25 protein-coding genes and 1 tRNA gene are annotated in these 25,006 nt (G+C 74.0%); 19 read left to right on the forward strand and 7 right to left on the reverse strand.

Features of this window, described 5'->3' with window-relative positions; genetic code table 11:
• The first annotated feature begins 109 nt into the window (after positions 1–109).
• Genes ACILQ5_RS10040 through ACILQ5_RS10060 form a run of 5 tightly spaced genes read left to right on the forward strand, consistent with a single transcriptional unit; the run spans position 110 to position 3,710 of the window.
• Entirely contained in the window at positions 110–1,003 is an 894-nt protein-coding gene (locus ACILQ5_RS10040; protein ID WP_395657857.1) for a ParA family protein, read from the forward strand.
• Positions 1,000–1,344 (forward strand): hypothetical protein, encoded by a 345-nt coding sequence (locus ACILQ5_RS10045; RefSeq protein WP_395657858.1) that lies wholly within the window; start codon positions 1,000–1,002, stop codon positions 1,342–1,344. The genes ACILQ5_RS10040 and ACILQ5_RS10045 overlap by 4 nt, the downstream gene beginning before the upstream one ends.
• Entirely contained in the window at positions 1,341–2,252 is a 912-nt protein-coding gene (locus ACILQ5_RS10050; protein ID WP_395657859.1) for a segregation and condensation protein A, read from the forward strand. Before ACILQ5_RS10045 ends, ACILQ5_RS10050 begins: the two co-directional genes overlap by 4 nt.
• Positions 2,224–2,943, forward strand: a complete 720-nt coding sequence (gene scpB, locus ACILQ5_RS10055; RefSeq protein WP_395657860.1) for an SMC-Scp complex subunit ScpB — start codon at positions 2,224–2,226, stop codon at positions 2,941–2,943. Before ACILQ5_RS10050 ends, scpB begins: the two co-directional genes overlap by 29 nt.
• Positions 2,940–3,710 carry a pseudouridine synthase gene (locus ACILQ5_RS10060; RefSeq protein ID WP_395657861.1) on the forward strand — a complete coding sequence of 257 codons (771 nt, stop codon included), beginning with the start codon at positions 2,940–2,942 and terminating at the stop codon, positions 3,708–3,710. The genes scpB and ACILQ5_RS10060 overlap by 4 nt, the downstream gene beginning before the upstream one ends.
• 22 nt (positions 3,711–3,732) lie before the next feature.
• Here ACILQ5_RS10060 and ACILQ5_RS10065 read toward each other — a convergent pair whose 3' ends face one another.
• Positions 3,733–4,470, reverse strand: coding sequence for an N-acetyltransferase (locus tag ACILQ5_RS10065; RefSeq protein WP_395657862.1), 738 nt, complete (start codon positions 4,468–4,470; stop codon positions 3,733–3,735).
• 140 nt (positions 4,471–4,610) lie between these two features.
• On the opposite strand from ACILQ5_RS10065, the gene ACILQ5_RS10070 reads away from it, so the two are divergent.
• The 11 genes from ACILQ5_RS10070 to ACILQ5_RS10120 all read left to right on the forward strand — a co-directional run bounded on the left by ACILQ5_RS10070 (position 4,611) and on the right by ACILQ5_RS10120 (position 12,444).
• On the forward strand, positions 4,611–5,132 hold the full coding sequence (locus tag ACILQ5_RS10070) for a nitroreductase family deazaflavin-dependent oxidoreductase (RefSeq protein ID WP_395657863.1): 522 nt from the start codon (positions 4,611–4,613) through the stop codon (positions 5,130–5,132).
• A gap of 17 nt (positions 5,133–5,149) precedes the next feature.
• Positions 5,150–5,935, forward strand: coding sequence for a helix-turn-helix domain-containing protein (locus ACILQ5_RS10075; protein ID WP_395657864.1), 786 nt, complete (start codon positions 5,150–5,152; stop codon positions 5,933–5,935).
• Positions 5,936–5,939: 4 nt separating this feature from the next.
• Positions 5,940–6,332 carry a VOC family protein gene (locus ACILQ5_RS10080; RefSeq protein WP_395657865.1) on the forward strand — a complete coding sequence of 131 codons (393 nt, stop codon included), beginning with the start codon at positions 5,940–5,942 and terminating at the stop codon, positions 6,330–6,332.
• Positions 6,333–6,433: 101 nt separating this feature from the next.
• Positions 6,434–6,820, forward strand: coding sequence for a chorismate mutase (gene aroH / locus ACILQ5_RS10085; RefSeq protein WP_395657866.1), 387 nt, complete (start codon positions 6,434–6,436; stop codon positions 6,818–6,820).
• A gap of 8 nt (positions 6,821–6,828) precedes the next feature.
• The gene (locus tag ACILQ5_RS10090; protein WP_395657867.1) at positions 6,829–7,890 is read left to right on the forward strand and encodes a prephenate dehydrogenase; all 1,062 of its coding nucleotides are present in this window, start codon (positions 6,829–6,831) and stop codon (positions 7,888–7,890) included.
• An 11-nt stretch (positions 7,891–7,901) separates the two neighbouring features.
• Positions 7,902–8,573, forward strand: a complete 672-nt coding sequence (gene cmk, locus ACILQ5_RS10095; protein ID WP_395657868.1) for a (d)CMP kinase — start codon at positions 7,902–7,904, stop codon at positions 8,571–8,573.
• The gene (locus ACILQ5_RS10100) at positions 8,570–9,334 is read left to right on the forward strand and encodes a lysophospholipid acyltransferase family protein (RefSeq protein WP_395657869.1); all 765 of its coding nucleotides are present in this window, start codon (positions 8,570–8,572) and stop codon (positions 9,332–9,334) included. The genes cmk and ACILQ5_RS10100 overlap by 4 nt, the downstream gene beginning before the upstream one ends.
• Positions 9,331–10,692 carry a ribosome biogenesis GTPase Der gene (gene der, locus ACILQ5_RS10105; RefSeq protein ID WP_395657870.1) on the forward strand — a complete coding sequence of 454 codons (1,362 nt, stop codon included), beginning with the start codon at positions 9,331–9,333 and terminating at the stop codon, positions 10,690–10,692. Before ACILQ5_RS10100 ends, der begins: the two co-directional genes overlap by 4 nt.
• 12 nt (positions 10,693–10,704) lie before the next feature.
• Positions 10,705–11,712, forward strand: coding sequence for a hypothetical protein (locus ACILQ5_RS10110; protein ID WP_395657871.1), 1,008 nt, complete (start codon positions 10,705–10,707; stop codon positions 11,710–11,712).
• A gap of 37 nt (positions 11,713–11,749) precedes the next feature.
• The gene (locus tag ACILQ5_RS10115; RefSeq protein WP_395657872.1) at positions 11,750–12,301 is read left to right on the forward strand and encodes a DinB family protein; all 552 of its coding nucleotides are present in this window, start codon (positions 11,750–11,752) and stop codon (positions 12,299–12,301) included.
• A 69-nt stretch (positions 12,302–12,370) separates the two neighbouring features.
• Positions 12,371–12,444 (forward strand) — tRNA-Pro (locus ACILQ5_RS10120).
• A gap of 26 nt (positions 12,445–12,470) precedes the next feature.
• On the opposite strand, the gene ACILQ5_RS10125 is transcribed toward ACILQ5_RS10120, so the two are convergent.
• Both ACILQ5_RS10125 and ACILQ5_RS10130 read right to left on the reverse strand, forming a co-directional pair.
• Positions 12,471–14,804 (reverse strand): heavy metal translocating P-type ATPase, encoded by a 2,334-nt coding sequence (locus ACILQ5_RS10125; protein ID WP_395657873.1) that lies wholly within the window; start codon positions 14,802–14,804, stop codon positions 12,471–12,473.
• An 87-nt stretch (positions 14,805–14,891) separates the two neighbouring features.
• Positions 14,892–15,788: an alpha/beta fold hydrolase gene (locus tag ACILQ5_RS10130; protein WP_395657874.1), complete on the reverse strand. Its 897-nt coding sequence runs from the start codon at positions 15,786–15,788 to the stop codon at positions 14,892–14,894.
• A 156-nt stretch (positions 15,789–15,944) separates the two neighbouring features.
• Between ACILQ5_RS10130 and ACILQ5_RS10135 the strand changes: the two genes are divergently transcribed.
• From ACILQ5_RS10135 to ACILQ5_RS10145, 3 genes are all read left to right on the forward strand, one after another.
• Entirely contained in the window at positions 15,945–17,411 is a 1,467-nt protein-coding gene (locus tag ACILQ5_RS10135; RefSeq protein WP_395657875.1) for a WS/DGAT domain-containing protein, read from the forward strand.
• 66 nt (positions 17,412–17,477) lie between these two features.
• Positions 17,478–18,020 carry a dual specificity protein phosphatase family protein gene (locus ACILQ5_RS10140; RefSeq protein WP_395657876.1) on the forward strand — a complete coding sequence of 181 codons (543 nt, stop codon included), beginning with the start codon at positions 17,478–17,480 and terminating at the stop codon, positions 18,018–18,020.
• Positions 18,021–18,109: 89 nt separating this feature from the next.
• Positions 18,110–19,258: an NDMA-dependent alcohol dehydrogenase gene (locus ACILQ5_RS10145; RefSeq protein ID WP_395657877.1), complete on the forward strand. Its 1,149-nt coding sequence runs from the start codon at positions 18,110–18,112 to the stop codon at positions 19,256–19,258.
• A 60-nt stretch (positions 19,259–19,318) separates the two neighbouring features.
• Here ACILQ5_RS10145 and ACILQ5_RS10150 read toward each other — a convergent pair whose 3' ends face one another.
• From ACILQ5_RS10150 to ACILQ5_RS10165, 4 genes are all read right to left on the reverse strand, one after another.
• A complete protein-coding gene (locus ACILQ5_RS10150) occupies positions 19,319–21,676 on the reverse strand; it encodes a lysylphosphatidylglycerol synthase domain-containing protein (RefSeq protein ID WP_395657878.1) in 2,358 nt (785 codons plus the stop codon).
• Positions 21,673–23,769: an alkaline phosphatase family protein gene (locus ACILQ5_RS10155; RefSeq protein WP_395657879.1), complete on the reverse strand. Its 2,097-nt coding sequence runs from the start codon at positions 23,767–23,769 to the stop codon at positions 21,673–21,675. Before ACILQ5_RS10155 ends, ACILQ5_RS10150 begins: the two co-directional genes overlap by 4 nt.
• A gap of 65 nt (positions 23,770–23,834) precedes the next feature.
• Positions 23,835–24,659, reverse strand: coding sequence for a siderophore-interacting protein (locus tag ACILQ5_RS10160; RefSeq protein WP_395657880.1), 825 nt, complete (start codon positions 24,657–24,659; stop codon positions 23,835–23,837).
• Positions 24,583–24,861, reverse strand: a complete 279-nt coding sequence (locus tag ACILQ5_RS10165; protein ID WP_395657881.1) for a hypothetical protein — start codon at positions 24,859–24,861, stop codon at positions 24,583–24,585. The genes ACILQ5_RS10160 and ACILQ5_RS10165 overlap by 77 nt, the downstream gene beginning before the upstream one ends.
• Between the last annotated feature and the right edge of the window lie 145 nt (positions 24,862–25,006).

A 25,006-nucleotide genomic window follows, 5' to 3' on the forward strand; every position in this document is an offset into this window, starting at 1 on the left:
CGGGAGCGCCGCGAGCCAGGTGCCACCCTTCGTGCGCACCCCCGTCCCACCCAACCCGTCCCCCGATCGACCGTCCACCGACGCACCCTTCCCCGAAGCCGGAGACCACGTGGCTGACGCCCTGCCCTTCGAGCGGCCCGTCGAGCGACCCGCGGCCGAGCGCCCGCTCGGCCCGACCGGTCGCCCGATGCCCGACCTTCCCGAGCCCCGGGTCCTCACCGAGCACGGGCCCGCCCGGGTGGTCGCCATGTGCAACCAGAAGGGCGGCGTCGGCAAGACCACGACGACGATCAACCTCGGGGCGTCGCTGGCCGAGTACGGCCGCAAGGTGCTGCTGGTCGACTTCGACCCGCAGGGCTCGCTGTCGGTGGGCCTCGGCCTCAACCCGCACGAGATGGACCTGACCGTCTACAACCTGCTCATGGAGCGCGACGTGGTCCTCGAGGACGTCGTGGTGCCCAGCGGCGTGCCGGGCATGGACCTGCTGCCCTCCAACATCGACCTGTCGGCGGCCGAGGTGCAGCTCGTGCACGAGGTGGCCCGCGAGCAGACGCTGCAGCGGGTGCTCGCCCCGGCGATCGCCGAGTACGACGTCATCCTCATCGACTGCCAGCCCTCGCTCGGCCTGCTCACGGTGAACGCGCTCACCGCCAGCGACGGCGTGATCGTGCCGCTGGAGTGCGAGTACTTCGCCCTGCGCGGCGTGGCCCTGCTGAAGACGACCATCGACAAGGTGCAGGAGCGGCTGAACCCGCGGCTCGAGATCGACGGCGTGCTGGGGACCATGTACGACGGCCGCACGCTGCACAGCCGCGAGGTCATGGAGCGGCTGGTCCAGGCGTGGGGCGACCTGGTGTTCCACACCGTCATCCGGCGCACCGTGAAGTTCTCCGACTCGACCGTCGCCGGCGAGCCGATCACGACGTACGCGTCGGCGTCGGCCGGGGCCGAGGCCTACCGCCAGCTGGCCAAGGAGGTGCTGGCTCGTTGTCTCGACGGGTGAGCCTTCCCGCTGCCGACGACCTGTTCCGTCCGACCGCCCCGGCCGCCGCCCCGGCGCCTGCGCCCGAGAGCGCGGCGGAGGAGCCGGACCAGGGCCCGGACCAGGGCCCAGGCAAGGACCGCAAGCCGAGCGGCCGGGTGCGGCACGACGAGAAGATGACGGTCTACGTCACCTCCGACGAGCTGCTCGACCTCGAGCACGCCCGGCTGGTGCTGCGCCGGTCGCACGGCCTCGCGGTCGACCGCGGCCGGCTGGTGCGCGAGGCGGTCGCGATGGTGCTCGCGGACTTCGAGACCCACGGTGACGACAGCGCGCTGGTGCGACGATTGACCGAGGAATGACCGCCCAGCCCGACGTCTCGCCGACGGAGGCCGCCGCCCCGGGGTTCGAGGTGCGCCTGGACAACTTCGAGGGCCCCTTCGACCTGCTGCTCAACCTGATCGCCAAGCACAAGCTGGACATCACCGAGATCGCGCTGTCGAAGGTCACCGACGAGTTCATCGCGCACGTCAAGGCGGCCGGACCGACTTGGGAGCTGGAGCAGACCACGTCGTTCCTCCTCGTGGCCTCCACCCTGCTCGACCTCAAGGCCGCCCGGCTGCTGCCGCAGGGCGACGTGGAGGACGAGGAGGACCTCGCGCTGCTCGAGGCCCGCGACCTGCTCTTCGCCCGGCTGCTGCAGTACAAGGCCTTCAAGCACGTCGCCGGGTTCCTCGAGCAGCGGCTGGCCACGGAGTCGCGGCGGCACCCGCGGGCCGTCGGCCTCGAGGAGCGGTACGCCGGCCTGCTGCCCGAGGTGCTCATCGGCATCGGCCTGGAGCAGTTCGCCCAGCTCGCGGCCAAGGCGCTCGAGCCCAAGCCGGTGCTCGAGGTCTCGCTGCACCACATCCACGCGGCGAAGGTCAGCGTGCGCGAGCAGGCCGCCCTGGTGGTCGAGCGCCTGCAGCGGCAGGGCACGATGACCTTCCGCGCCCTGTGCGGCGACTCGCCGGACCGGCTCACGACGGTGGCGCGGTTCCTGTCGCTGCTCGAGCTGTTCCGGGAGGGTGCGGTCGCATTCGACCAGGTCAGCCCGCTCGGGGAGCTCACGATCCGCTGGACCGGCTCGGAGGACGCGGACGTGGACGACCTGATCACCGACGAGTTCGACGGCGCCCCGCCCGAGGCGGAGCCCGCACCTGCGCAGGGAGGGACCGATGACCGAGTCGAGGACGGAACCGATGACGGAGTCGATGACGCCGACGGCTGACGAGACGCTCGCCGTGCCGGTGGCGGCGCTGCGACCCGCGCTCGAGGCGGTGCTGATGGTCGCGGACCAGCCGCTGGAGGCGGTCACGCTCGCGACCGCGGTCGGTTACCCGGTCCCGGAGGTGACCGCCGCGCTGGACGCCCTGGCCGCGGAGTACACCGAGCAGGGCCGGGGCTTCGACCTGCGCAACGTCGGCGGCGGCTGGCGCTACTACACCCGCGACGAGTACGCCGCGGTCGTCGAGGGCTTCGTGCTCGACGGCCAGCAGGCCCGGCTCACCCAGGCGGCCCTGGAGACGCTCGCGGTGGTCGCCTACAAGCAGCCGGTCTCCCGCGCCCGGGTCTCGGCGATCCGCGGCGTGAACGTCGACGGCGTGATGCGGACGCTGCTCAACCGGGGCCTGGTGGAGGAGGCGGGCCACGACCACGCCACCGGGGCCAACCTCTACCGCACCACCGGCTACTTCCTCGAGCGGATCGGGGTCACCTCGCTCGACGAGCTGCCCGAGCTGGCGCCGTACCTCCCGGACATGGACGACCTCGAGGACGAGCTCGCCGAGATGGTGGCCACCCCGGTCGCCACCGAGTCGACGCCCGAGCCGGGGCCCGAGCCGGCGCCCGATCCGGGGCACCCGCACTCGCCGCACAGCGGCGACGGCACCGAGCCCGACGGCGGGACCGAGCCCACGTGAGCATCCCGCGGGACGCCCGCCCGGAGATCGAGACCGACGAGGACGGGCTGGTCCGCCTCCAGAAGCTCCTCGCCCAGTCGGGCGTCGCCTCCCGGCGCAAGTGCGAGGAGCTGATGCTCGGCGGGCTGGTCGAGGTCGACGGCGAGGTCGTCACCCGGCTCGGCACCAAGGTCGACCCCCGGACCGCGGTGGTCCGGGTGGACGGCAAGCGGCTGCCGCCGATCTCGGAGAAGGTCTACCTGGTGCTGAACAAGCCCCGCGGGGTCGTGTCCACCATGTCGGACCCCGAGGACCGCAGGAACCTCGGCGACCTGGTCGCTGACCGCCCCGAACGGCTCTTCCACGTCGGCCGCCTCGACACCGACACCTCCGGGCTCATCCTGCTGACCAACGACGGCGACTTCGCGCAGCGGATGGCGCACCCGTCGTACGAGGTGGACAAGACCTACGTCGCCGAGGTCGAGGGCGAGGTGTTCCGGCGCACCGTCAAGCAGCTCCTCGAGGGCGTGACCCTCGAGGACGGTCCGGTCACCGTGCGGCGGGCGCGGATCGTGCAGGCGACCCCGACGAAGTCGATCGTCGAGCTGGTGATCCACGAGGGCCGCAACCGCATCGTCCGGCGGCTGCTCGACCACGTGGGGCACCCGGTCCGCCGGCTGACCCGTACCGCGATCGGCCCGGTCCAGCTCGGCACCCTGGCGGTGGGGGAGATGCGCGACCTCACGCTCGCCGAGCTCGGCGAGCTGCTCGACGTCAGCCAGCTCTGACCGACCAGCTAACCGCGGTCGCTCAGGCTCCGGTGCGGTGCACGACCCAGACGTTCGGCTCGACGTACACCGCGACCCCGTGCTCGGCGTCGCAGTGCACGGGAGCGAGCGCCCGGGGGACGACGACCGGGCCGGTCACGTCGAACGGCAGCCCGGTCCACTCCCGCCACTCCTCGAGCGTCCCCGGCACCACCATCGAGCGCGGGGCCACCTTCTCGATCCGGCCGCCGGCCCGGACGTGCACCCGCAGCCAGGGGTCGACCGGGAGCCCGTCGGCGCGCACCCTGAAGGCGTACGTCGACATCGGCTCGTGGGGGTCCTCCTTCGCGTTCGGGCGGACCGGTGCGGCGAGCTCGGCGAACCCGTGCCGGGCGGCGTTCTCCCGCATCGCCGTGAGCATCCGCCCGGAGAGGCCCGTGCCCTGGCGGTCGGGTCGGACCGCGATCTCGACCGCGGAGATCGCGTCCGGGGCGTCCCCGTGGATGCTGGTGAGAAGTCCGTTGCGGATCACGCAGTCCCACCCGTGGTCGGGCAGGGGGTGGCCGCCCAGGAGGAACGGGACGGAGTACGCGGCCGCGACGACCTCGCCCGCCTCGTCCTGGGCGACGAGGACGAACTCCGGGAACCGCGTCTCGAGGTTGTTGTAGAACAGTCCGCCGATCGGGTCGTGGCGCATGAACTCCGGCCACGAGGTGGGCATGTCCCACAGCGGCCCGACGAGGTCGGGCCGGTCGGCGAGCACGGAGATCGTGAGCGGCACACGGACATGCTGCTCCCACGCGCAGGCGTACGTCGCGGCCTTTTTCGGCGCAGGCCGCCGCGCTCGCCGCAGGCCCGGACCGGTGCGACCGCTTCGCCCGTTTCGCCGCCTGCTGCCGCGGCCACCGCTAGCGTGCGGCCATGAGCCTCGCCGACGAGCTGTCGTACGAGTTCCGGCGGCCCAACGCCGTCCAGCGCGCGATGCAGGCCCTGGGCGCGAGCCGTCCCGGGGCCTGGTTGTTCGCCAAGATCCTGCCGCCGGTCGACACGGTGGTGCAGCGGCTGACGAAGGGGCGCCACACGGTCCCGAGCGTCCTCGCGGGGCTCCCGGTCGTCGACGTGACGACCACCGGCCGGAAGTCCGGCCAGCCGCGCACCGCGCACCTGATCGCCGTGCCCCACCACGGCTCCCTGGCGCTGCTCGGCACCAACTTCGGCCAGGCATCGACCCCGACCTGGGTGCTCAACCTCGAGGCCGACCCCCACGCGCGGCTGCACTACCGCGACCGGACCGCGACCGCGGTCGCCCGCCCCGTTGAGGGCGCGGAGTTCGAGGAGATCCTGACCCGGGCCGAGTCGCTGTACGCCGGCTACCGCAAGTACCAGGGCCGGATCACCGGCCGCCGGCTGCGGATCTTCGTGCTGGACGCCGCAGCCGCCTGACGGCGTACCGTCGGGGCATGCGGGGAGCGCTGGCGCCGTACGTCGCCTCCGTGGTCGCCTACGACGTCGACCTCGGTGGGCCCGGCGTGCACCGGGGCCTGCCATCGACGACGGTCACCTTCGTGCTGCCGGTCGGCGAGCCGCTCGACGTCGGCTGGCAGGACCGGCCGGGGTCGCGGGAGCAGCGCTGGTCGACGCTCTCCGGCCTCCACGCGCACCCGGCCGAGATCCACCACGACGGCCACCAGGCCGGCGTGCAGCTCGCCCTCACGACGACCGGCGCCCGCGCCCTCCTCGGGCTGCCGGCGGCCGAGCTGGCGGGCCTGCTGCTCGAGCTCGACGACGTCGCCCCGGCCCTGCGGCACCTCCCCGAGCGCCTCCACGCGACGCCGCGGGCCGGGTGGGTGGACCTCGTCGAGCAGGCGCTGGTCGAGGCGCTCGCGCAGCACGACGCCCCGGAGCCGCGCGCGGAGGTCGGCCACGCCCTGGCCCGGCTCACGCGCGGCGCGTCCGTGGCCGCGGTGGCCGACGAGGTCGGCTACAGCCGCCGGCACCTCGGCTCCCTGGTGCGCGCGGAGTGCGGGATCGCGCCCAAGCAGGTGCAGCGGATCGGCCGCTTCCAGGCATCGCGTGCCCTGGTCGGCCGGGTGCCGCTCGCCGACGTCGCCCACCGGTGCGGGTACGCCGACCAGTCGCACCTGACCCGCGAGTGGGTGGCGCTGGCGGGCTGCCCGCCGTCGACCTGGCTGCGCGAGGAGTTCCCGTTCCTCCAAGACCTCGGCACCACGGTCGAGGGAGGGTGACCCCATGACCGACGCAGCGCAGATCCGGCTCTGGCACACGATGTCCTTCCGCGACGCCGACGCGATGATCGCCTGGCTCTCGGCGATCGGCTTCGTCGAGCACGCGACCTACCGCGACGACGCCGACCCCGGCGTCGTCGTCCATGCCGAGTGGCTGTGGCCGGGCGGCGGCGGGCTGATGTTCGGCAGCCTGCGCCCCGGCGGTGCGGTGACGAACGTCGGTGGCTCGGCGGCGTACCTGGTCACCGACGACCCCGACGACGTCTTCCGGCGCGCCGTCGAGGCGGGCGCGACCGTCCAGCTGGAGATGGTGGACCAGGACTACGGCGGCCGCGGGGGCAGCGTCATCGACCCGGAGGGCAACCACTGGTCGTTCGGGAGCTACCAGCCGTCGTAGCGGTCGGGGGCCGCCGCCCTGCGCACCTCCTGGGGTCTCGACGAGCTCGACCACCGGACGCCCGCCGGTCCGGCCGGCGCCGCCTCGATAGCCTGTGGTCCGTGGCAGTCAGGGCAGTGCGGGGAGCGACCCAGCTCGACGAGGACGTGCGCGACCACATGCTGGAGCGGGTCGCGGAGATGGTCAGCGGCGTGATGAGCGCCAACGGGCTCGAGGTCGACGACTTCATCTCGGTGATCTTCACCGCCACCTCCGACCTGCACTCGGAGTTCCCGGCGTACGCCGCCCGCCGGCTCGGCTTCGGCGACGTGCCGCTCATCTGCGCCCGCGAGCTCGAGATCGACGGGTCGATGCCTCGCGTGGTCCGGATGATGGCCCACGTCGAGACCGAGCTGCCCCGCGCCGACATCACGCACGTCTACCTGCACGGTGCCGCGGCGCTGCGCCGGGACCTGACCCGGGTCCGGGCGGTGCCCGACGATGAGTGAGCCCCGCGGTGAGTGAGCTCAGCGGGCCGGTCGAGGTGGTCGGCGCCGGTCTGCTCGGCACGTCGATCGGGCTCGCCTGCCGCCGGGCCGGGCTCGAGGTGCTGCTCTCCGACACCTCGCCCGAGCACGTGCGCACGGCCTCCGGCCTCGGCGCCGGCCGCGCCCGGCGGGCCGGTGACCGCCCGCAGCTGGTCGTCGTCGCCGTCCCGCCCGACCACCTCGGCGCCGAGATCGTGCGGGCCCTCGAGGGCACCGACGCCGTCGTGACCGACGTCGGCAGCGTCAAGACCGGCCCGTTGGCCGCCGTGGTCGGCCGCCCCGGGGCGGAGCGGTACGTCGGCAGCCACCCGATGGCCGGCAGCGAGCGCTCGGGGCCGCTGGCGGGCAGCGCCGCGCTGTTCGACGGGCGACCGTGGGCGATCACGCCGCACGAGGGCTCCGCGGCCGACGCCGTCGCGCTGGTCGAGGCGCTCGTGGCCGTCTGCGGCGCCGTACCCGTGCGGCTCTCGCCGGCCGAGCACGACCGCGCCGTCGCCCGCACCTCCCACGTCCCGCACCTGCTGGCGTCGCTGGTCGCGGCGCGGCTCGCGGAGGCGCCGAGCGGGCACCTCGCGCTCACCGGCCAGGGCGTGCGCGACGTGACGCGGGTGGCGGCCGGCGACCCGGTGCTCTACGGCCAGATCGTCACCGCCAACGCGGACGCGGTCCTCGCCCTGCTGGGGGAGGTGCGGACCCAGCTCGAGACCCTGATCGACGTCGTCGCGACGGCGGACCGGGGCGGGCTGGAGGCCCTGCTCCGCGAGGGTGTCGCCGGCACCCGGGCGATCCCCGGCAAGCACGGCGCCCCGCTGCCGCCCACCCGCTCGGTGTTCGTGTCGGTGCCCGACCACCCCGGCGAGCTGGCCCGGCTGTTCGCCGACGCGGGCGCGAGCGGGGTCAACATCGAGGACGTCCACATCGACCACGACCCCGGTCGTCCGGTCGGTCTCGTCGAGCTCCTGGTCGAGGAGAGCCGGGCCGAGCACCTCCTGGGCTCTCTGGAGTCCCGGGGATGGGTGACGCACCGGTAGGCTTCACGCCCGTGAGCAGCCCCCTCGTCGTCGCCGTCGACGGGACCTCGGGTTCCGGCAAGTCCAGCACCTCCCGCGGTGTCGCGGAGCGGTTGGGCCTGCGCTACCTCGACACCGGAGCGATGTTCCGCGCCATGACCTGGTGGATGCTGCGCCAGGGCGTCGACGTCCACGACCCCGCCGCCGTCGCGGCCCGGGCGGGGGAGCCCGAGATCGTCTCCGGGACCGACCCGACCGCCCCGACGATCGCCGTGGACGGGACCGACGTCGCCGTGGCGATCCGCCAGGAGGACGTGAACGCCGCCGTGTCGCCGGTGAGCGCCGTCCCCGAGGTCCGCGCCCGGCTCCTCGCCCTCCAGCGCGAGGTCATCGCGGCCGACGGCGGGATCGTCGTCGAGGGCCGGGACATCGGTTCGGTCGTCGTCCCGGACGCACCGGTCAAGGTCTACCTCAGCGCCGACCCGGCGGCGCGGGCCGAGCGCCGCACCGCGGAGGAGGGCGGGCGCGACGTCGAGGTGACCCGCGCCTCGCTGCTCGCGCGGGACCAGATCGACTCCGGCCGGGCGACCGCGCCCCTGACGATGGCCGACGGCGCGGTGCACATCGACACCACCGACCACACCCTGGCCGAGGTGATCGCCCAGGTGGTCGCCCTCGTCGAGGACGCCGGAGCGCGCACGTGAGCCGCGTCCCGGCGCACCACCTCGACCCACCGCGGAGCGACCGGGTCAAGCCGGCGCCGCGCTACCTCCTGCACCCGTTGCGACCGGTGGCGCGCTTCGTGATCCGGCGCCGGTACGACGTCCGGGTGCACGACGTGCACCACGTCCCGACCTCGGGCCCGGTGATCTACGCGTCCAACCACGTGGGCGTCATCGACGGCCCGGTGCTGGCGATCTTCGCGCCGCGCCCGGCGCACGCGCTGACCAAGCGGGAGATGTTCAAGGGCTTCCTGGGCCGGTTCCTCTGGCACTCCGGGCAGATCCCGCTGGACCGCTACAACCCCGATCCGGCCGCGGTCCGCACCTGCCTGCGCGCCCTGCGCGACGGACGGGCGATCGGCATCTACCCCGAGGGCAGCCGCGGCGCGGGCGACCTCGCCCGGTTCCACCGCGGCGCGGCCTACCTGGCGCTGGTGTCCGGGGCGCCCGTCGTACCCGTCACGACGCTGGGGAGCCGCGAGCCGGGGGGCGCGAGCGGGTCCCTGCCGCGACGCGGGGCCCGGATCGACCTGGTGTTCGGCGAGGTCTGGCGCACCGACCCGGTGCCCTGGCCCCGCACCAGGGAACAAGTGGAGAAGACTTCGTTGTTGCTACGAGAGCACATGCTGGTCCAGCTGGACCGGGCGCGCGCGTCGACGGGGAGAGAGCTTCCCGGTCCGCTGCCGTCGACCGACGTAGACCCCGACCCCGACACCGGGGTCACCGACCGAGGAGCACCATGACCGAGCTCGAGCCTGCCACCGACGAGCAGCCCGAGAGCACCGGCCCCGTCCCGGTCCTGGCTGTCGTCGGCCGACCGAACGTCGGCAAGTCCACGCTCGTCAACCGCTTCATCGGCCGCCGCGAGGCGGTCGTGGAGGACGTCCCGGGCGTCACCCGGGACCGGGTGTCCTACGACGCCCTCTGGAGCGGCCGCGCCTTCACGGTCGTCGACACCGGTGGTTGGGACCCCGACGCCCGCGGGCTCGCCGAGCGGATCGCCGCCCAGGCCGAGATCGCGGTCAGCCTCGCCGACGCGGTGCTCTTCGTCGTCGACGCCACGGTCGGCATCACCGACGCCGACGAGGCCGTGGTCCGGATCCTCCGCAAGTCCGGCAAGCCCGTCGTGCTGGCGGCCAACAAGGTCGACGACCAGCGCACCGAGGCGGAGGCGTACGGCCTGTGGAACCTCGGCCTGGGGGAGCCGTACTCGGTCTCGGCGCTGCACGGCCGCGGGTCCGGCGACCTGCTGGACGCGGTCCTGGCCGCGCTGCCCGAGCCGCCGCCCGAGCGGGAGCCGGAGGCCGGCGGTCCGCGCCGGATCGCGATCGTCGGCAAGCCGAACGTCGGCAAGTCCTCGCTGCTGAACAAGCTGGCGGGGGAGGAGCGGGTCGTCGTCGACAACGTCGCCGGCACCACGGTCGACCCCGTCGACGAGCTCGTCGAGCTCGGTGGCCGTACCTGGCGGTTCATCGACACCGCCGGCATCCGCAAGCGGGTCAAGGAGGCCTCCGGGCACGAGTACTACGCCTCGCTGCGCACCGCGACCGCGATCGACCGCGCCGAGGTCGCCGTCCTCGTCGTCGACGGCGGGCAGAGCATCTCCGAGCAGGACGTCCGCATCATCCAGACCGTCCGCGAGGCCGGACGCGCCCTGGTGATCGCGTTCAACAAGTGGGACCTCGTCGACGAGGAGCGCCGCCACTACCTCGAGCGCGAGATCGAGCGCGAGCTCGTCCAGGTCCAGTGGGCGCCGCGGATCAACATCACCGCCCGCACCGGCTGGCACGTCGACCGGCTGCTGCCGGCGCTGGACCGGGCCCTCGAGGGCTGGGAGACCCGGATCTCCACCGGCGCGCTCAACGGCTTCCTGGGCCGGCTGGTCGCCGAGCACCCGCACCCGGTGCGCGGGGGCAAGCAGCCCCGGATCCTGTTCGGCACGCAGGCGTCCACCCGGCCGCCGATGTTCATCCTGTTCACCAGCGGCAAGCTGGACGCGTCGTACGAGCGGTTCATCGAGCGCCGGCTGCGCGAGGAGTTCGGGTTCGTCGGCACCCCGATCGTGCTCCAGCAGCGGCCGCGCGAGAAGCGCAAGCGGTAGTACCGTCAGGCCATGAGGCGACTGGTGGCCGTGGCCGGAGCGGCGGTGCTCGGGACGACCGTGCTCGGTCCCTCCGCGGCCACCGTGCCCGAGCTCCCCGGTCCGGTCGCCGGTCCGGGCGCCGAGCAGGGCGCGAAGCCGGTCGCCGGCACCAGCTGTCCGACCTTCCCGAGCGACAACTGGTGGCATGCCGACGTCAGCGGGCTGCCGGTGCACGACCGCAGTGAGCAGTGGCTCTCCCACATGTCGACCGGCGTCGACCTGCACCCCGACTTCGGCCCGTCCTTCGGCGACGGCCCGAACTACGGCATCCCGATCACCGTCGTGGCGTCGTCGCACCCGAAGGTGCGGGTCCGCTTCGACTACGCCTCCGAGAGCGACCGGGTGCGCTACCCGCTGGGCGCGGACACCCGGATCGAGGGTGGCCGTGGCTCGTCGGGCGACAAGCACGCGATCGTCGTCGACAAGGGCAGCTGCCGGCTCTACGAGACGTGGAACACCCGGGTCCGGCGCGGGCACTGGGTCGCCGGGTCCGGCGCCGTCTGGTCGCTGGGCTCGAACGACCTGCGCCCCGACGGCTGGACGTCGGCCGACGCCGCGGGGCTGGCGATCCTGACGGGCCTGCTGCGCTGGAACGAGGTCAAGGCCGGGGACGTCGACCACGCGATCCGGTTCACCACGGACGTCACCAGCAACCACCACCTCTGGCCGGCGCGCCACGACGCGGGCTCGCAGGACGGCCTCGCCTACCCGCCCATGGGCGCACGGTTCCGGCTGCGCGCCGGGTTCTCCGAGGACGGCTACTCCCAGCACGCCGTCGCCGTCATCGAGGCGATGAAGACCTACGGCCTCGTGCTCGCCGACAACGGCTCGCCGTGGTACTTCCAGGGTGAGCAGAACGCGCGCTGGCCCGCTTCGCTCATCGAGGAGCTCAAGAGCATCCCCGCGTCGGAGTTCGTCGCCGTCGACACCTCCTCCCTCAAGGTCTCCGACGACTCGGGCCAGGTCGGGTCGCGCTGAGGGCCGACCTGTCGGCGGCGGCCCCTAGCGTGGTCCCATGACCACCTCACCGACGGCCACGCCGGGCACCGGCGAGCGCCAGGACCTGCTCGACGCCCTCCACCACCACCGCGACCTGTTCCGGTTCACCGTCCGGGACCTCTCCGACGACGCCGCCAGGTCCCGGCCGACCGTGAGCGCCCTGTCGCTGGGCGGGTTGATCAAGCACGTGACGGCGGTCGAGAAGAACTGGGCCGACTTCGTCGTCGACGGGCCGGCGCCCCAGCCCGACGTCGACTGGGCGGACATCGACTGGAGCAACCCGCCCGAGGCGGTCCGCCAGCACCAGGAGGGCTTCGTCATGCTCGAGCACGAGACCCTCGCCGGGCTGCTCGCGGCGTACGACGAGGTCGCCGCCGCCACCGACGAGCTGGTGCGCACCGTGGACCTCGATGCCCGGCAGCCGCTGCCCGCGGCGCCCTGGTTCGAGCCGGGCGCGAGCTGGTCGGCCCGGCGCGTGTTCGTGCACATCCTCGCCGAGACCTCCCAGCACGCCGGGCACGCCGACATCCTGCGCGAGACGATCGACGGCCAGAAGTCGATGGGCTGACCGGCCCACCCGATTCAGTCCGGGCCTCGTGGCTGCGGTAGGGTTCACGCGGTTCCGCGAGGGACCACTCGGGCTGTGGCGCAGCTTGGTAGCGCACTTGACTGGGGGTCAAGGGGTCGCAGGTTCAAATCCTGTCAGCCCGACCGAGTGACCGCAGGCCAGAGGCCGTCTACCGCTCCGGCGGCAGGCGGCCTCTGCTGCTCCCGGCGAGGTCGGGGACCGTGGGGAGCAGGCTGAACGCGCCCTCCTCCTCCTGGGCGTTGTGGAGCCGGAGCACGCCGTACAGGCCGTAGAGGAGCCGCCGCAGCTCGATGACGTCCTCGGGCTGGGCGTCGTCGTCGAGCTCGGCGAGCAGCCGCCGGAGCCGGCTCGCCTGGTGCTCGATCTCGGCGTGGGTGCGGCTGAGCGCCACGGTCGCCGCGTCCCCGCCGAGGGCGCGGGACACCAGGGGGACCAGGAGCTCCTCGTCGGCGCGCTCGTGCGGCAGCAGGTCGCGCTCCAGCCGATCCATCAGCTCGCGCACCGGGGCCAGGTCGCGGTCCTGCGTGGACAGGCCGTCGGCCACCGCCCGGAGCTGCTCGACGACGCCGAGGGTGGCGTCGTGCTCCACCTTCAGCCGGCGCGCGAGCTCGACGTCGGCGGCCGCCATGGTCACGGTGTGCTCCGCTCCGGGGAGGACCGCGCGCAGGGCGAGCCCGATCGCCAGCACGTCGATGACCTCCTGCAGCACGGCGCCCGCCGCCGGGGGTAGGAGACCGGCCGCGGCCACCCCCATCGCCACCAGCGAGAGGCCCATGCCCACCAGGACGGCCTGCCGGGCGATGCGCCGCGAGCGCTGGGCGATCAAGATCGCGTCGGCGAGCGCGTCCACCCGGTCCACGACCAGGACGACGTCCGCGGCCTCGGAGGACGCCGTCGCGCCCCGCGACGCGAGGGCGACACCGACCCCCGCGGCGGCCAGCGCCGGTGCGTCGTTCACGCCGTCGCCGACCATGATCGTGGCGGCTCGGCTGCTCTCCGTCTGGATCGCGGCCAGCTTGTCGGCCGGGTCGCAGTCGGCCAGGACCGCGTCCGTGCCCACGACCCGCCCGACCATCTCCGCCACGTCGGCGCGGTCGCCGGTCACCAGCACCACGCGCTGGATCCCGGCGTTCCGGAGCCCGCGCACCATCCGCGGCGCGTCGGGTCGGATCACGTCCTCGAGCAGGAACACCCCGGCGGGCCGGCCGTCGACCGCCACGAAGACGGTGAGCGAACCGTCCAGGCTCGCGCGCCGCCGGGCCTGCCGGACCCATCCGGGTGTCGGTCCGGGGACGATCCAGGCCGCCTTCCCGAGCCTGACCTCGTGGGGGCCGACCCGGCCGCTGAGGCCGTACCCGTGCTCCTCGACCACGTCGTCCGGCATCTCCAGCGTCAGCCCCTGGCGGCTCGCCGCGGTGACGATCGAGCTGGCGAGCACGTGGGGCGACACCTGGTCCAGGGACGCCGCCAGCCGCAGCATCTCGTCGGGGTCCACCTCCGGCCCGGCGGTGACCACGTCGACCAGGACCGGCCGGCCCTGGGTGAGGGTGCCGGTCTTGTCGAAGAGCATCACCCGGCCGGCGGCCAGCCGCTCCAGCGCACCGCCGCCCTTGATGACCACGCCGACGCGGGCCGCCCGGGACAGGCCGGAGATGAAGGCGATCGGGGCAGCGAGCAGCAGGGGGCACGGCGTCGCCACGACGAGCACGGCGACGGCGCGCACCGGGTCGCCGCTGAGCGCCCACGCGCCGCCCGCCAGGAGCAGCGTCATCGGGACGAACAGGACCGCGAGCCGGTCGGCGATCCGGACGAACGGCGCCGACTGCGCCTGGGCCTGCTCCACCAGGCGCACCAGCCCGGCGTAGGTGGACTCGGCCGCGACGGCGGTGGCGACCAGGTCGACGGGGGCTCCCGCGTTGACGACGCCGCTGCGGACGTCCTCGCCGGCGGGTCGTTCCACGGGCAGCGGCTCGCCGGTCAGTGCGGACTCGTCGAGGAGGGCGTCCTCGAGGAGCCGACCGTCGACGGGGACCAGCGACCCCGTGCCGACGAGCAGCCGGTCGCCGCGCACGACCTCGTCCACCGGGACCTCGACGACCCCGCTCGCGACCCGGCGGAGCGCGGTGCGGGGTGACCGCTCGAGCAGCAGACCGAGCTCCCGGCGGGCCCGGGCCTCGGCCCGGGCCTCGAGCAGCCGACCCGAGGCGAGCATCACGGTGATCATGGCGCCGGCGAAGGCCTCGCCGACCGCGAGCGCGCCCACCAGGGCGAGGACCGCGATGACGTCGACCGTGAGCTCGTGCCGTCGTACCGCCGCCACCGTCCAGGCGACCGACGCGCCGAGGCCGAGGACCGTGGCGACCGTCCAGCACTGGGTCGCGGGGTCCTGGGCGCCGAGCAGCCAGGCGCCGCCGCCGATGGCGAGGAGCAGGGTCGACGCGACGAAGAACAGCACGTCCTCGTGCCCGTGCAGGCGCTTCACGTACCGATGCTCACACTCGCGGCGCCCCGGCAACCGGGTCGAAAGCCCTCACCTGGCACGTCCTCCGGCGCCCGCGCGCCGACCGGCTCAGGTCCCGTGTGCGCCGAGGTGCTCGAGCACCGCCGCCTGGACGTCGGCGGCGTCCGGGCCGAGCCAGGCCGAGACGTGGGAGCCGCCCTCGAGGTCGACCAGCCGTGAGTCCGGCAGTCGGTCGTGGGCGTGGACGCTGTGCGCGTGGGGGACGTCGGCGTCGGCGCGGGCGTGCACCAGGAGGACCGGGGCGGCGACGTCCTCGAGGGGGAGGTCGAGCGACGCGTACCGGTCCAGGTCGTTGGTGAACCCCGCGCGCCGCGGCCCGGTGATCGTGTCGAACAGGCCGAGCGCGAAGGAGCGTTGCTCCTCGTCCGCGAGGACCTGCCCGGTGAGCTCCTTGACCTGCTGGCGGGACAGGTCGCCCTCCCCGGACAGCAGCATCTTCACGGCCGTCCTCGGCGCCCCGTCGGTGAGCCGGCCGCTCAGCCAGCTGCCGAACCGGTTCATCAGCAGCTTCTCCTCGGCCAGCGCGACCCGCCGCCGCAGGTCCACCTGGTACGACGTGCTCACGGCGGCGAGGGCGACCACGGACGCGACGCGGTCCGCGTGCCGGGCGGCGAGGAGGTAGCTCGACGGCCCGCCGCCGGACCAGCAGGCGACGTGGAAGCGGTCGATCCCCAGGGCGTCCATCAGGGCCACCGCCAGGTCGGCCTGCTGCTCCGGTGTCCGGTTGCCGTCCGTCAGCGCCGTGCCGCGATAGCCCGGCCGCGAGAGCGCGACGACCCGGTGGGTGTCGACCAGCGACCGGGTCATCAGCGCGCCCTGGTCGCACCCGCCCGGGGTCCCGTGGACGAAGAGCACCGGTGGACCCGAGCCGACGTCGACGTGCTCGACGGGGCCGGCGGCCGTGTCGAGCACGACCGGTGCGGGGGCAGGTGCGTCCGACGTCATGGGGCCTCCCGAGGCCGTCGTGGGTGTGTGGTCCGAGTCTGACCCGCCCGGACCGGACCCTGCGGCCGATTCGCCGGATCGGGCTGTGGCCACTCGACTGGAGGGAGATGACGTTCGCCCCTGCCGCCGCGGTCCGGCCGGCGACAGGATCAGGCCATGAGCACGACGACGGAGCAGCACGCCTCGAGCGCGGGCCGGCGGCAACGACTGGGCGTGCAGGACGCGCTCTGGCTGGAGATGGACACCCCCGGGAACCTGATGGTGGTCGACAGCGTCTTCTGGACCGACGGGCCGATCGACTGGGACCGCTACCTCGCGGTCATGCGGGAGCGCCTGTGGGAGCGGTACCCGGTGTTCCGCAGCGTCGCGGTGCGCGACGACGACGGCACGTGGTGGTGGGAGGAGCAGGAGGGCGCCGAGCTCGAGGCGAGGTACCGGCGCGTCGAGCTCCCCGCCCCGGGTGGCGACGCCGAGCTCCAGGCGCTCCTCGCCGAGCAGCGCGTCGCCCCCCTCGACCCTGGGGAGCCGCTGTGGTGCTCGATCCTGGTCGACGGGTACCGCGGAGGGAGTGCCGTGATCTTCCGCGGTCACCACGCGATCGCGGACGGCATCCGGATGGTCCAGCTGACCTTCAGCGTCTTCGACGCCAGCCCGGACGGCACGCCCGCTGCACCCGCCCCGGTCGACCGCCCCGACGCGGCCGCTCCGACCGAGACCCGCCCCAGCGGGGTGGTGGCGCTCGCCACCGGTGCGGTCGGCACGTCCTGGCAGCTCGCGCGGACCGCGTTGACGAACCCGGTCGGAGCCGCCCACAGCGTCGTCTCCCTCACGAGCGCCGCCGTCGGTGCGGTGGGCGGCCGAGCGGTGGCCGCAGTACCGGGCGACCTGGACACGGTCCGCAAGCTCGTCCTCGGGACGCGGAACGACAACGCGGCGTGGACGGGGCACGTGGGCGACCGCAAGGTGATCTCGTGGTCCGAGCCGCTCTCGCTCGCCGAGACCAAGCGGATCGCGCACGAGCACGGCGCGACCGTGAACGACGTGCTCGTCACCTGTGTCGCGGACTCGCTGCGGGCCTACCTCGACGCCCACGGCACGGTCTGCCACAGCGTCACCTGGGACGTCCCGGTCAACCTGCAGCCCTTCGACCCCGACCTGCCGGTCGTGCTCGGCAACGGCTTCGCGCTGGTGCAGCTGGAGCTGCCGACCCACACCGACGACATCGAGGAGGCCCTCCGCACGGTCCGGGGGCGGATGGCGCGGATCAAGCGCGGGCACGAGGCCATGGTCGACTTCGGCATCCAGGCGCTCATCTCGCGCCTGAGCACGGGTCTGTACCGGACCAGCATCGACCTCCTGGCGAACCGCGCGGTCGGCGTGCTCAGCAACGTCCCGGGACCGCAGGTGCCGCTGTACGCCGCCGGGCAGCGGGTCGAGTCGATCCTCGGCTGGGCGCCGACCGCGGCCGACCAGGCGATGAGCCTGACCATCTACAGCTACGACAGCAAGGTGTTCGTCGGGCTCGCCGCCGACGCCGGGCTCGTGCACGACGCGAGCACGATCATGACCGGCTTCACCGACGCCTTCGAGCGGCTCGCGCGGGGACCGGCCGACCGGCGCTGACACGGCCGTGCGCGCCCGGCCGCGGCCCGACGGCGCTCGGGCCCGCCCGGGTGCGAGGATCGCGGCGTGCTGTGCCACGCGTGCTACGCCGAGCCGGACGCGATCGCCGACTGCACCGCCTGTCGCGGCACCGGACGCGCCACCCGGATGCCGCTGTGCGAGGAGGCCTGGAGCGAGGTGGTGCCCGGGCTCTGGCAGGGCGGCCACGACGTGCGGTCGCAGGCGGGTACGGCGGGGGTGGTCGGCGCGGAGTTCGACCTGGTCGTGAGCCTGGCGGTGCGCGAGGGCTCGGGGCCGGCGGACGGTGTCGAGCACGTCGTGCTCCGGATGGCCGACGCCGGGGTCGACGCAGCCCTGGCCGCGCGGGTCGACGCGCTCGCCGCCCAGGTCGTGGCCGCGCTCGCGGACGGCCGGCGGGTGCTGGTGCGCTGCTCCGGCGGGCTGAACAGGTCGGGCCTGGTGGTGGCCGCCGCCCTGGTGCGCCAGGGTCGGACCCCCGACGAGGCGATCGGGCTGGTGCGGGCCGCCCGGGGGCCGTGGGCGCTCACCAACCCCGGGTTCGTCGCCCACCTGCGCACGCTCGGGCCGGGCGGTCTCGCCCTCGGCTGACGACTTTGCCCCAGGGACCTGACAGGCGGGCCCCTCGGGGGCTAGTTTGCTCCGAGAACACGTTCTACTTCTTGCCTGAGGGAGACCCGATGAAGACTCGCGCCGCCATCCTGTGGGAGCCGCACACCGACTGGAGCGTGGAGGACATCGACCTGGACCCGCCCAAGAAGGGCGAGATCCTGGTCAAGCTCGCGGCCTCCGGCCTGTGCCACTCCGACGAGCACCTGGTGACCGGGGACATGGTCCTCGACCCGGAGCTCGCCGAGGCCTTCGGCCTCAAGCAGTTCCCGATCATCGGTGGGCACGAGGGTGCCGGCGTCGTCCAGGAGGTCGGCCCCGACACGGCCGGCTTCGAGGTCGGCGACCACGTCGTCTTCAGCTTCATCCCCTCGTGCGGCAAGTGTCCCTCCTGCTCGACCGGGCACCAGCACCTGTGCGACCTCGGCGCGTTCCTCCTCAGCGGCCTGCAGCTCAGCGACTTCTCCTACCGCCACCACGCCAAGGACGGCCGCGACCTCGGCATCATGGTCGGGCTCGGCACCTTCTCGCCGTACACCGTCGTCAACGTCGACAGCGCGGTGAAGATCCGCCAGGACGTCCCGCTCGAGCGGGCCGCCCTCGTCGGCTGCGGCGTGACGACCGGCTGGGGCTCGGCGACCTACGCCGCCGACGTGCAGTCCGGCGAGACCGTGGCCGTCATGGGCCTCGGCGGCATCGGGATGAGCGCGGTGCAGGGCGCCTCGATGGCCGGAGCCCGGTTCGTGGTCGCGGTCGACCCGGTCGACTGGAAGCGCGAGAAGGCGCTCACCCTCGGCGCCACCCACACGGCCGCGTCCATGGCCGACGCCCAGGCCGTGATCAGCGAGCTGACCGGCGGGATGATGGCCGACAAGGCGATCCTCGCCGTCGGCCTCGCGACCGGTGACCTGATCGCCCCGATGATGAGCCTGGTGAAGAAGGCCGGTCGCGGCGTCGTCACGTCGGTGGCGAACATGATGGCCGACGACGTGAAGCTCAACCTGTTCGAGATGTCGATGATGCGCAAGGAGCTCGTCGGCTGCATCTTCGGCAACGCGAACCCGCGCTACGACATCCCGCGGCTCCTCGACCTCTACATGGACGGCAAGCTGAAGCTCGACGAGATGGTGACCACCGAGTACACCCTCGACGAGATCAACCAGGGCTACCAGGACATGCGCGACGGCAAGAACATCCGGGGCGTCATCCGCTACGAGTGACCGACCCCGTCCGACAGCACCGCCCCCGGCGTCCGCGCCGGGGGCGGTCTGCTGTCCGGGTCAGCTGATCCAGTCCTTCTTGCGCAGCCAGCGCAGCGCCCAGATGCCGTAGACGTCCGGACCGTACGACGTCGCGATCCGCTGGGTGACCGCGATCGCGAACGCCGGCCCGCTCGGCACGCCGACCGCGACCAGGCCGGCGGTCAGCGCGGCCTCGGCGACGCCCACGTTGCCGGGGACCGGGATGAGCGCCGAGAACAGGGCCGCCGCGCCGACGACGAACACGCAGTCGGCGAACCCGGGGCCGGGGTAGAGGCCCTCGACCATGAGGGTCAGGCAGAGCCCGGTGATCAGCAGCGACACCAGGTTGCTGCCGAACATCAGCAGCGCCCGGGACGGGCTGGCGGTGACGATCCGCAGCGAGGCCCACTGGGCGCGCACCCCCTCGGCCACCTTCCGGCGCAGCGGACGGACCAGGGCCAGGACCAGGGCCGAGACCACCAGGACGACGAGCAGGACCAGGACGAGCTGGTCGAGGTCGTCGGGACCGGTGAGCGACACGCTCGGGACCCGGTTGACGAACAGCAGCCCCAGCACGACGACGAGCGCGTTGCACACCGACGCCGCGAAGGCGTCGAGGGCGGCGGCGCTGACCGCGACGGTGGGCGGCTCCCCGAACCGACGGATGAACGACGCCGTGAGGGCGACCCGCCCGACGGTGGCGGAGATCGCCAGCCCGACGGTCTTGATGGCGTACTGGATCTGCGCCAGCGGCCACAGCGGCAGCCGGCTCGGGACCGCCGACATCGTCGAGACCGAGTCGGCCACCGACGTCGCCTGGGCGACGACGAGGCCCGCGGCCACCCATCCCCAGGACGCGTTCTTCCAGGTGTCGAGGACCGTCGCCCAGTCGATGCCGACGAGCGTGGACAGCAGGGCGTAGGCCGCGAAGAGGATCAGCCCGGCCTGCGCCAGGTCGCGCAGCTTGACCCGGGCGATCGGTGCCGGTGCCGGCGCCTCGACCCCGGTGCGCTCGGTGATCGCGGTGGCGATCTCCGGCAGGACGGCCTTGACGCCGTCCGCGGCTCGCAGCGAGCGCGGCAGGGCCGCCCGCTGCAGGTAGGGCAGGGCCGCGGCGACGGCGTCGGCGCCGAGGCCCGCGATCGCCGCGTCCGCGGCCCGGTCCGCTCCGACGAGGAGGGCCTGGGCGGTCAGCTGGGTGGCGACCTCACGGCCGCGGTCGGCGGCCGAGGCGGCGATCCGGCCCTCGGCGAAGTCGGAGACCACGATGGAGCCGTCGCCGGCCCGGCCGACCCGCCGGAGGGTGAGCAGCGTGTGCGCCAGCCCGGCCCGGTGGAGACGTCCGACCGCGGCCCAGACCTCGCGCAACGTCTCGTCGTCGAGGTCGTCGCGTTCGTCGAGCGGCGGCGGTGGGGCGGTCAGCGCCAGCACGGCGTCCCCGTCGACCGAGCCCGCGGCCAGCACCTCCGGGACGGCGACGCCCGCCTTCCCCGCCAGCAGGGTCACGAGCGCCTCGTGCTCGACCAGCTGCAGCCGGGTCGCGTCGGGGGCGGACTGGTCGCGGTAGGCGAGCGTGCGCCACCAGCGGGCGGCGCGGTGCGCGTCGCTGGCGTCGCGGCCGTAGACCTTGACCACGAGCGGGCCGGCCGTGGGCGAGACGGCCGTGACCTCGCGCACGCCCCACGGCTGGCGCTCGGCGAACCGCAGCTCGCCGGCCGCCACGCCGACCCCGTCGAGCGCCCGGGCGACGTCGGCCAGGTCGGGATAGCCCGCCGGGGAGCCGAGCACGACGAGGGCGATCCCCGCGGCGGCCAGCCCGATGCCCAGGGCGCCGGCCACGTCGGTGGGGCCGCCGATGCCGATGACCCAGGCGGCGACACACTGCACGGCGACGATGGCCACGCTCAGCCGGCGGTAGGCGAGCACCAGCCACGGGCGGAGGACGAGCAGCACCGCGGCGGAGACCGCCACCCGGACCACGGGGAAGCTGGACTCGCTGGCCGAGCGCACGGGGGAGGGGTCGACGTCGGGCCAGCCCTCCCCGGCGAGGAACGAGGCGGCGAGCAGGGCGACGACCGCGGCCGCCGCGGCGAGCAGCAGGGTGAGCGGGAGCCGACCTCGTCGCGGGAAGGTGAGGAGGGTCAGCACCACCGCCGCGGCGGCGTAGACGAAGCCGAGGAAGTAGGCGGCGTCGAAGATCCCGGTGACCCAGCGTGGCAGGTCGTCGGCGACCTCACGGACGGCGCTGTCGAGGCTCCCGACGCCGTTCGACGCCTCGCGGGCGCTGACGGCGATGATGAGGACGCCGAGCAGGCCGATCGCGACGTCGACGGGTCGCCGCGAGAACCCGCCACCCTGCACGAAGAACCGTCGGGTCCGCCGCTCGGTGTCGCTCACGCGGCGCCCCCGGCGCCCGCCCCGGGCAGCTCGTCCGGGAGCCCGGTGCGGTGCCCGAACTGCTCGAGCCAGCCGACGAGCACCCGGTGCAGGGCGTCGGCGCCGACCACCATCTCCCGGGGCATCTCGAGGTCGACGGGGTGGACGATCATCCCGCGATCCTGCCACCCGCCGAGGCCGCCGTGGCAGGCCACGAGCCCCTCGAAGGCCGCCACCTCGTCGAGGTCGTCGACGAGGCTGTTGACGTAGATGTCGGGCGCCTCGGCCATGGTCGCTGCGCGCAGCACGAACTCCGGTGCGTGCGGGCCGTACGGCGCCAGCGGGTCCTCGCCCACGACGACTCCGTCGCGGACCCGGTGCTCGCCCCCGGCGCCGTAGGCGACCGGTCCGTGCTCGGCGGTGTCGACGACCGCGAAGCCGATCCCGGGGTGGGCGACCAGCCCCGGGAGCAGCGCGGGGTACCGCTGGTCGAGCTCGTCCCTGCTCAGCCGGTGGTGCTCGCCGGCGACGTAGATCAGGCCGAGGTTGCCGGACCCGAACACCAGGAACTCCTCGTGGTCGGGGGTGCTCGTCCGCTCCGCGCCCGAGGTCGACCCGGTGTCGAAGCTGTCGTCGGTGATCCGCTTCGAGGCGCGTCCGAGCGCCCGGCCCAGGACGGTGTCGTGGCTCGCGTTGCCGGCGACCATCGAGTTCAGCGACCCGCTGGCCTCGGCGTTGCCCTGCGACGCGACGGTCGTCGCGTGGGACAGCCGGGCGACCAGCTCGGCCAGCTCCTCGCCGTACCGGTCGACGAAGATCGCGCCCTGCGACTGACCGTGGTCGGAGAGCACGACGATCTGGTAGCGCCGCGGCGCCACCTCCGCGACGGCCTCGATCTGGGCGAGCACCCGGTCGATGCCGGCGAGCGCGTCGAGGGACTCCGGCTGCAGGATCCCGCAGTGGTGCGCGACCGCGTCGTAGTCGACGTAGTCGACGTAGACGCTGCGCCGGCCCTGGAGCATCGCGTCGGCGACGAGGGTGGTGTTGAGGTCGCGGACCACGCCGGTGAGTGCGGCGCGCTCCATGGTGAAGCCCCATCCGCGGTGCACGCGGGGCCGGATGTCGCGCCGCGTGGCCCGGGCCGACTGGAACCGCTCGCGGAAGATCTCGCTGAGCGCGCGGGTGAAGCTGCGGGTGAAGCCGGCCGGGGAGCCCAGGAAGCGGGAGACGGACCTCCGGGACTCCCGGGTCTCCTGGCTGCGCCCGACCGCGCTCATCGTCGCGTACGCCGTCGGCGCGTCCCCGGTGAACAGGTTGCTCACCGAGACCCCGTCGTCGACCAGCAGGCCCCGGCCGTCGGAGTGCATCGCCTCGATCGCGGCGGCGTCGCCGGGACGGTTCGCGACGTACACCTTGCCGGAGGGCCGGTCGACCCAGCGGAACGCCGGGATGCCGTCGATGGTGCCGTGCAGGATGCCCATCTGGCTGGCCGGGGTGGTCGCCGGGAGCTTCGGGCGCCACTCGACCGCGTGGTGGGTCCCGGAGCGGACCCAGCGCGACAGGGTGGGCAGGGTGCCGGCCCGCACGCACCAGTCGAGCACCGGGTAGGGCACGCCGTCCATCTGGACGAACACGATGCCCGGCACCTCCGGGTCGGGGATCGTCGTCCTCCTCCGGTGCGCGCGCCGCAGCAGCGTGGCGGTCACGGCGTCGTCGGTCCCGGCGGTGCCGATCCACACGAAGAACGTGGAGACGACCGCGACGATCCACGACGTGAGGACGGCGGTCACCAGGTCGGCGGCGGAGAGGCCGTAGGGCGCGTAGAGGACCACCCAGACCGCGACGGCCTGGCCGAGCAGGCCGAGCAGGAGGGCGCCCACCCAGCCGAGCAGCACCGCCCCCTCGACCAGGAACACCCGCAGGGCCGCGCCGATGACGGCCACCAGCACGGCGGCGAGGAACGCCTGGAACCAGCCGCTGAGCGGCAGGTCCGGCAGCAACCAGGACGAGAGCAGGAACCCGACGGTGGCGCCGACGAGACCGAGCAGGGCACGTCCGAGGTCACCCCGGCGCAAGCGCCACCGGCGACGTCTCCCCGTGGCGGGACCGACCATGGCCGCGACGCTAGCGGCCCGCGGAGGTGGGCCGTTGGCCCGTTGCGGGTGACTTTCGGCCGCGGTCAGGCGGCTCCGGTGCCGACCTCGGCGTCCATCTGCGCGACGAAGTCGCGCTTGACCCGGCGCCACGCCTCGTCGGTCATCGTGCGCCGCCAGTACGGCGAGCAGGACATGTCCGCGCGGGCGATCCCGCGGTCGGTCAGCAGGTGCCGGCGGATCCCCCGGACCTCGTCCGCCTCGCCGTGGACGAACGCGTGCACCCGGCCCGCGGGCAGGTCCAGCTCCTCGAGCGCGTGGAGGAGCAGGGTGCCGTCGGTCCCGGGATCTCCCGAGCGGTGCAGCCACCCGACGTCCAGGTCGGCGGGGGAGGGCAGGTCGACCTCGTGGTCGGGGCCGTCGCACACCAGCCGCACCACGGCCCGGCGCCCCGCCGGGACCGCCTCGAGCGAGGCTGCGATCGCGGGCAGCGCGGACTCGTCACCGACGAGGAGATGCCAGTCGGCGTCGGGGTCGGGTCGGTACCCGCCCCCGGGACCCTCGAGCACGAGGACGTCCCCGGCCTCCGCCCGAGCGGCCCAGGGGCCGCCCACGCCCTCGTCGCCGTGGACGACGACGTCGAGCGTCAGCCGGCCCGACGCCGGCTCCCAGCGGCGCACCGTGTAGCGCCGGCGGGCCGGCCAGAGCTCCTCGGGATGGTGCTCGCGCACCTCGGCCGGCACGAAGACCGGGCCGTAGGGGGCGTCCTGCGGCGGGATCGCGACGTTGACGTAGGCGTCGGTGGCGTCGGGCATCGCGAAGCCCGCCAGGCCATCACCCCGCAGCACCACCCGGACCAGCACCGGCGTGAGCCAGCTCGCGGTCTCCACCGTCGCGTGCCACGTCGGCATCCAGGACCCCCTCGACCGCTTCCGGTGCGTCGACCCTATCCGCGCTGTGGTCGAGGGTGGTCTCGCAGGCCCGGTAGACCTGCCACAGGTAGAGGCAGAGCAGCGCGAAGGTCAGGACGATCACGATGCTGAGGAACGTGACCCACCACATCGTGTCGGTCTGGGTCATCACGTAGTTGTTGCCGTCGTACTGGGCGGGCATGGGGTCCTCCGTCGGCGGGTCCGGCGAGTCGTCGCCTGGTGGCGGTCTGCCGTCACGGTCCCAACCGGCGCCGGCGCGACGGCAGGGCCGCGGGTCCCGAGAGGTGCGGGACCAAGGACCCGAGGGACGGGGACCCCTCCGGGCT

It is taken from the genome of Nocardioides sp., from assembly GCF_044226305.1.
GTDB lineage: Bacteria > Actinomycetota > Actinomycetes > Propionibacteriales > Nocardioidaceae > Nocardioides.

Excerpts from the sequence above, each read along its gene's own strand:
- ACILQ5_RS10050 (WP_395657859.1), top strand. The coding sequence starts at position 1,341 with ATGACCGCCCAGCCCGACGTCTCGCCGACGGAGGCCGCCGCCCCGGGG.
- scpB (WP_395657860.1), top strand. The coding sequence starts at position 2,224 with ATGACGGAGTCGATGACGCCGACGGCTGACGAGACGCTCGCCGTGCCG.
- ACILQ5_RS10070 (WP_395657863.1), top strand. The coding sequence starts at position 4,611 with ATGAGCCTCGCCGACGAGCTGTCGTACGAGTTCCGGCGGCCCAACGCC.
- ACILQ5_RS10075 (WP_395657864.1), top strand. The coding sequence starts at position 5,150 with ATGCGGGGAGCGCTGGCGCCGTACGTCGCCTCCGTGGTCGCCTACGAC.
- ACILQ5_RS10080 (WP_395657865.1), top strand. The coding sequence starts at position 5,940 with ATGACCGACGCAGCGCAGATCCGGCTCTGGCACACGATGTCCTTCCGC.
- der (WP_395657870.1), top strand. The coding sequence starts at position 9,331 with ATGACCGAGCTCGAGCCTGCCACCGACGAGCAGCCCGAGAGCACCGGC.
- ACILQ5_RS10110 (WP_395657871.1), top strand. The coding sequence starts at position 10,705 with ATGAGGCGACTGGTGGCCGTGGCCGGAGCGGCGGTGCTCGGGACGACC.
- ACILQ5_RS10115 (WP_395657872.1), top strand. The coding sequence starts at position 11,750 with ATGACCACCTCACCGACGGCCACGCCGGGCACCGGCGAGCGCCAGGAC.
- ACILQ5_RS10130 (WP_395657874.1), bottom strand. The coding sequence starts at position 15,788 with ATGACGTCGGACGCACCTGCCCCCGCACCGGTCGTGCTCGACACGGCC.
- ACILQ5_RS10135 (WP_395657875.1), top strand. The coding sequence starts at position 15,945 with ATGAGCACGACGACGGAGCAGCACGCCTCGAGCGCGGGCCGGCGGCAA.
- ACILQ5_RS10145 (WP_395657877.1), top strand. The coding sequence starts at position 18,110 with ATGAAGACTCGCGCCGCCATCCTGTGGGAGCCGCACACCGACTGGAGC.
- ACILQ5_RS10155 (WP_395657879.1), bottom strand. The coding sequence starts at position 23,769 with ATGGTCGGTCCCGCCACGGGGAGACGTCGCCGGTGGCGCTTGCGCCGG.
- ACILQ5_RS10160 (WP_395657880.1), bottom strand. The coding sequence starts at position 24,659 with ATGCCGACGTGGCACGCGACGGTGGAGACCGCGAGCTGGCTCACGCCG.
- ACILQ5_RS10165 (WP_395657881.1), bottom strand. The coding sequence starts at position 24,861 with ATGCCCGCCCAGTACGACGGCAACAACTACGTGATGACCCAGACCGAC.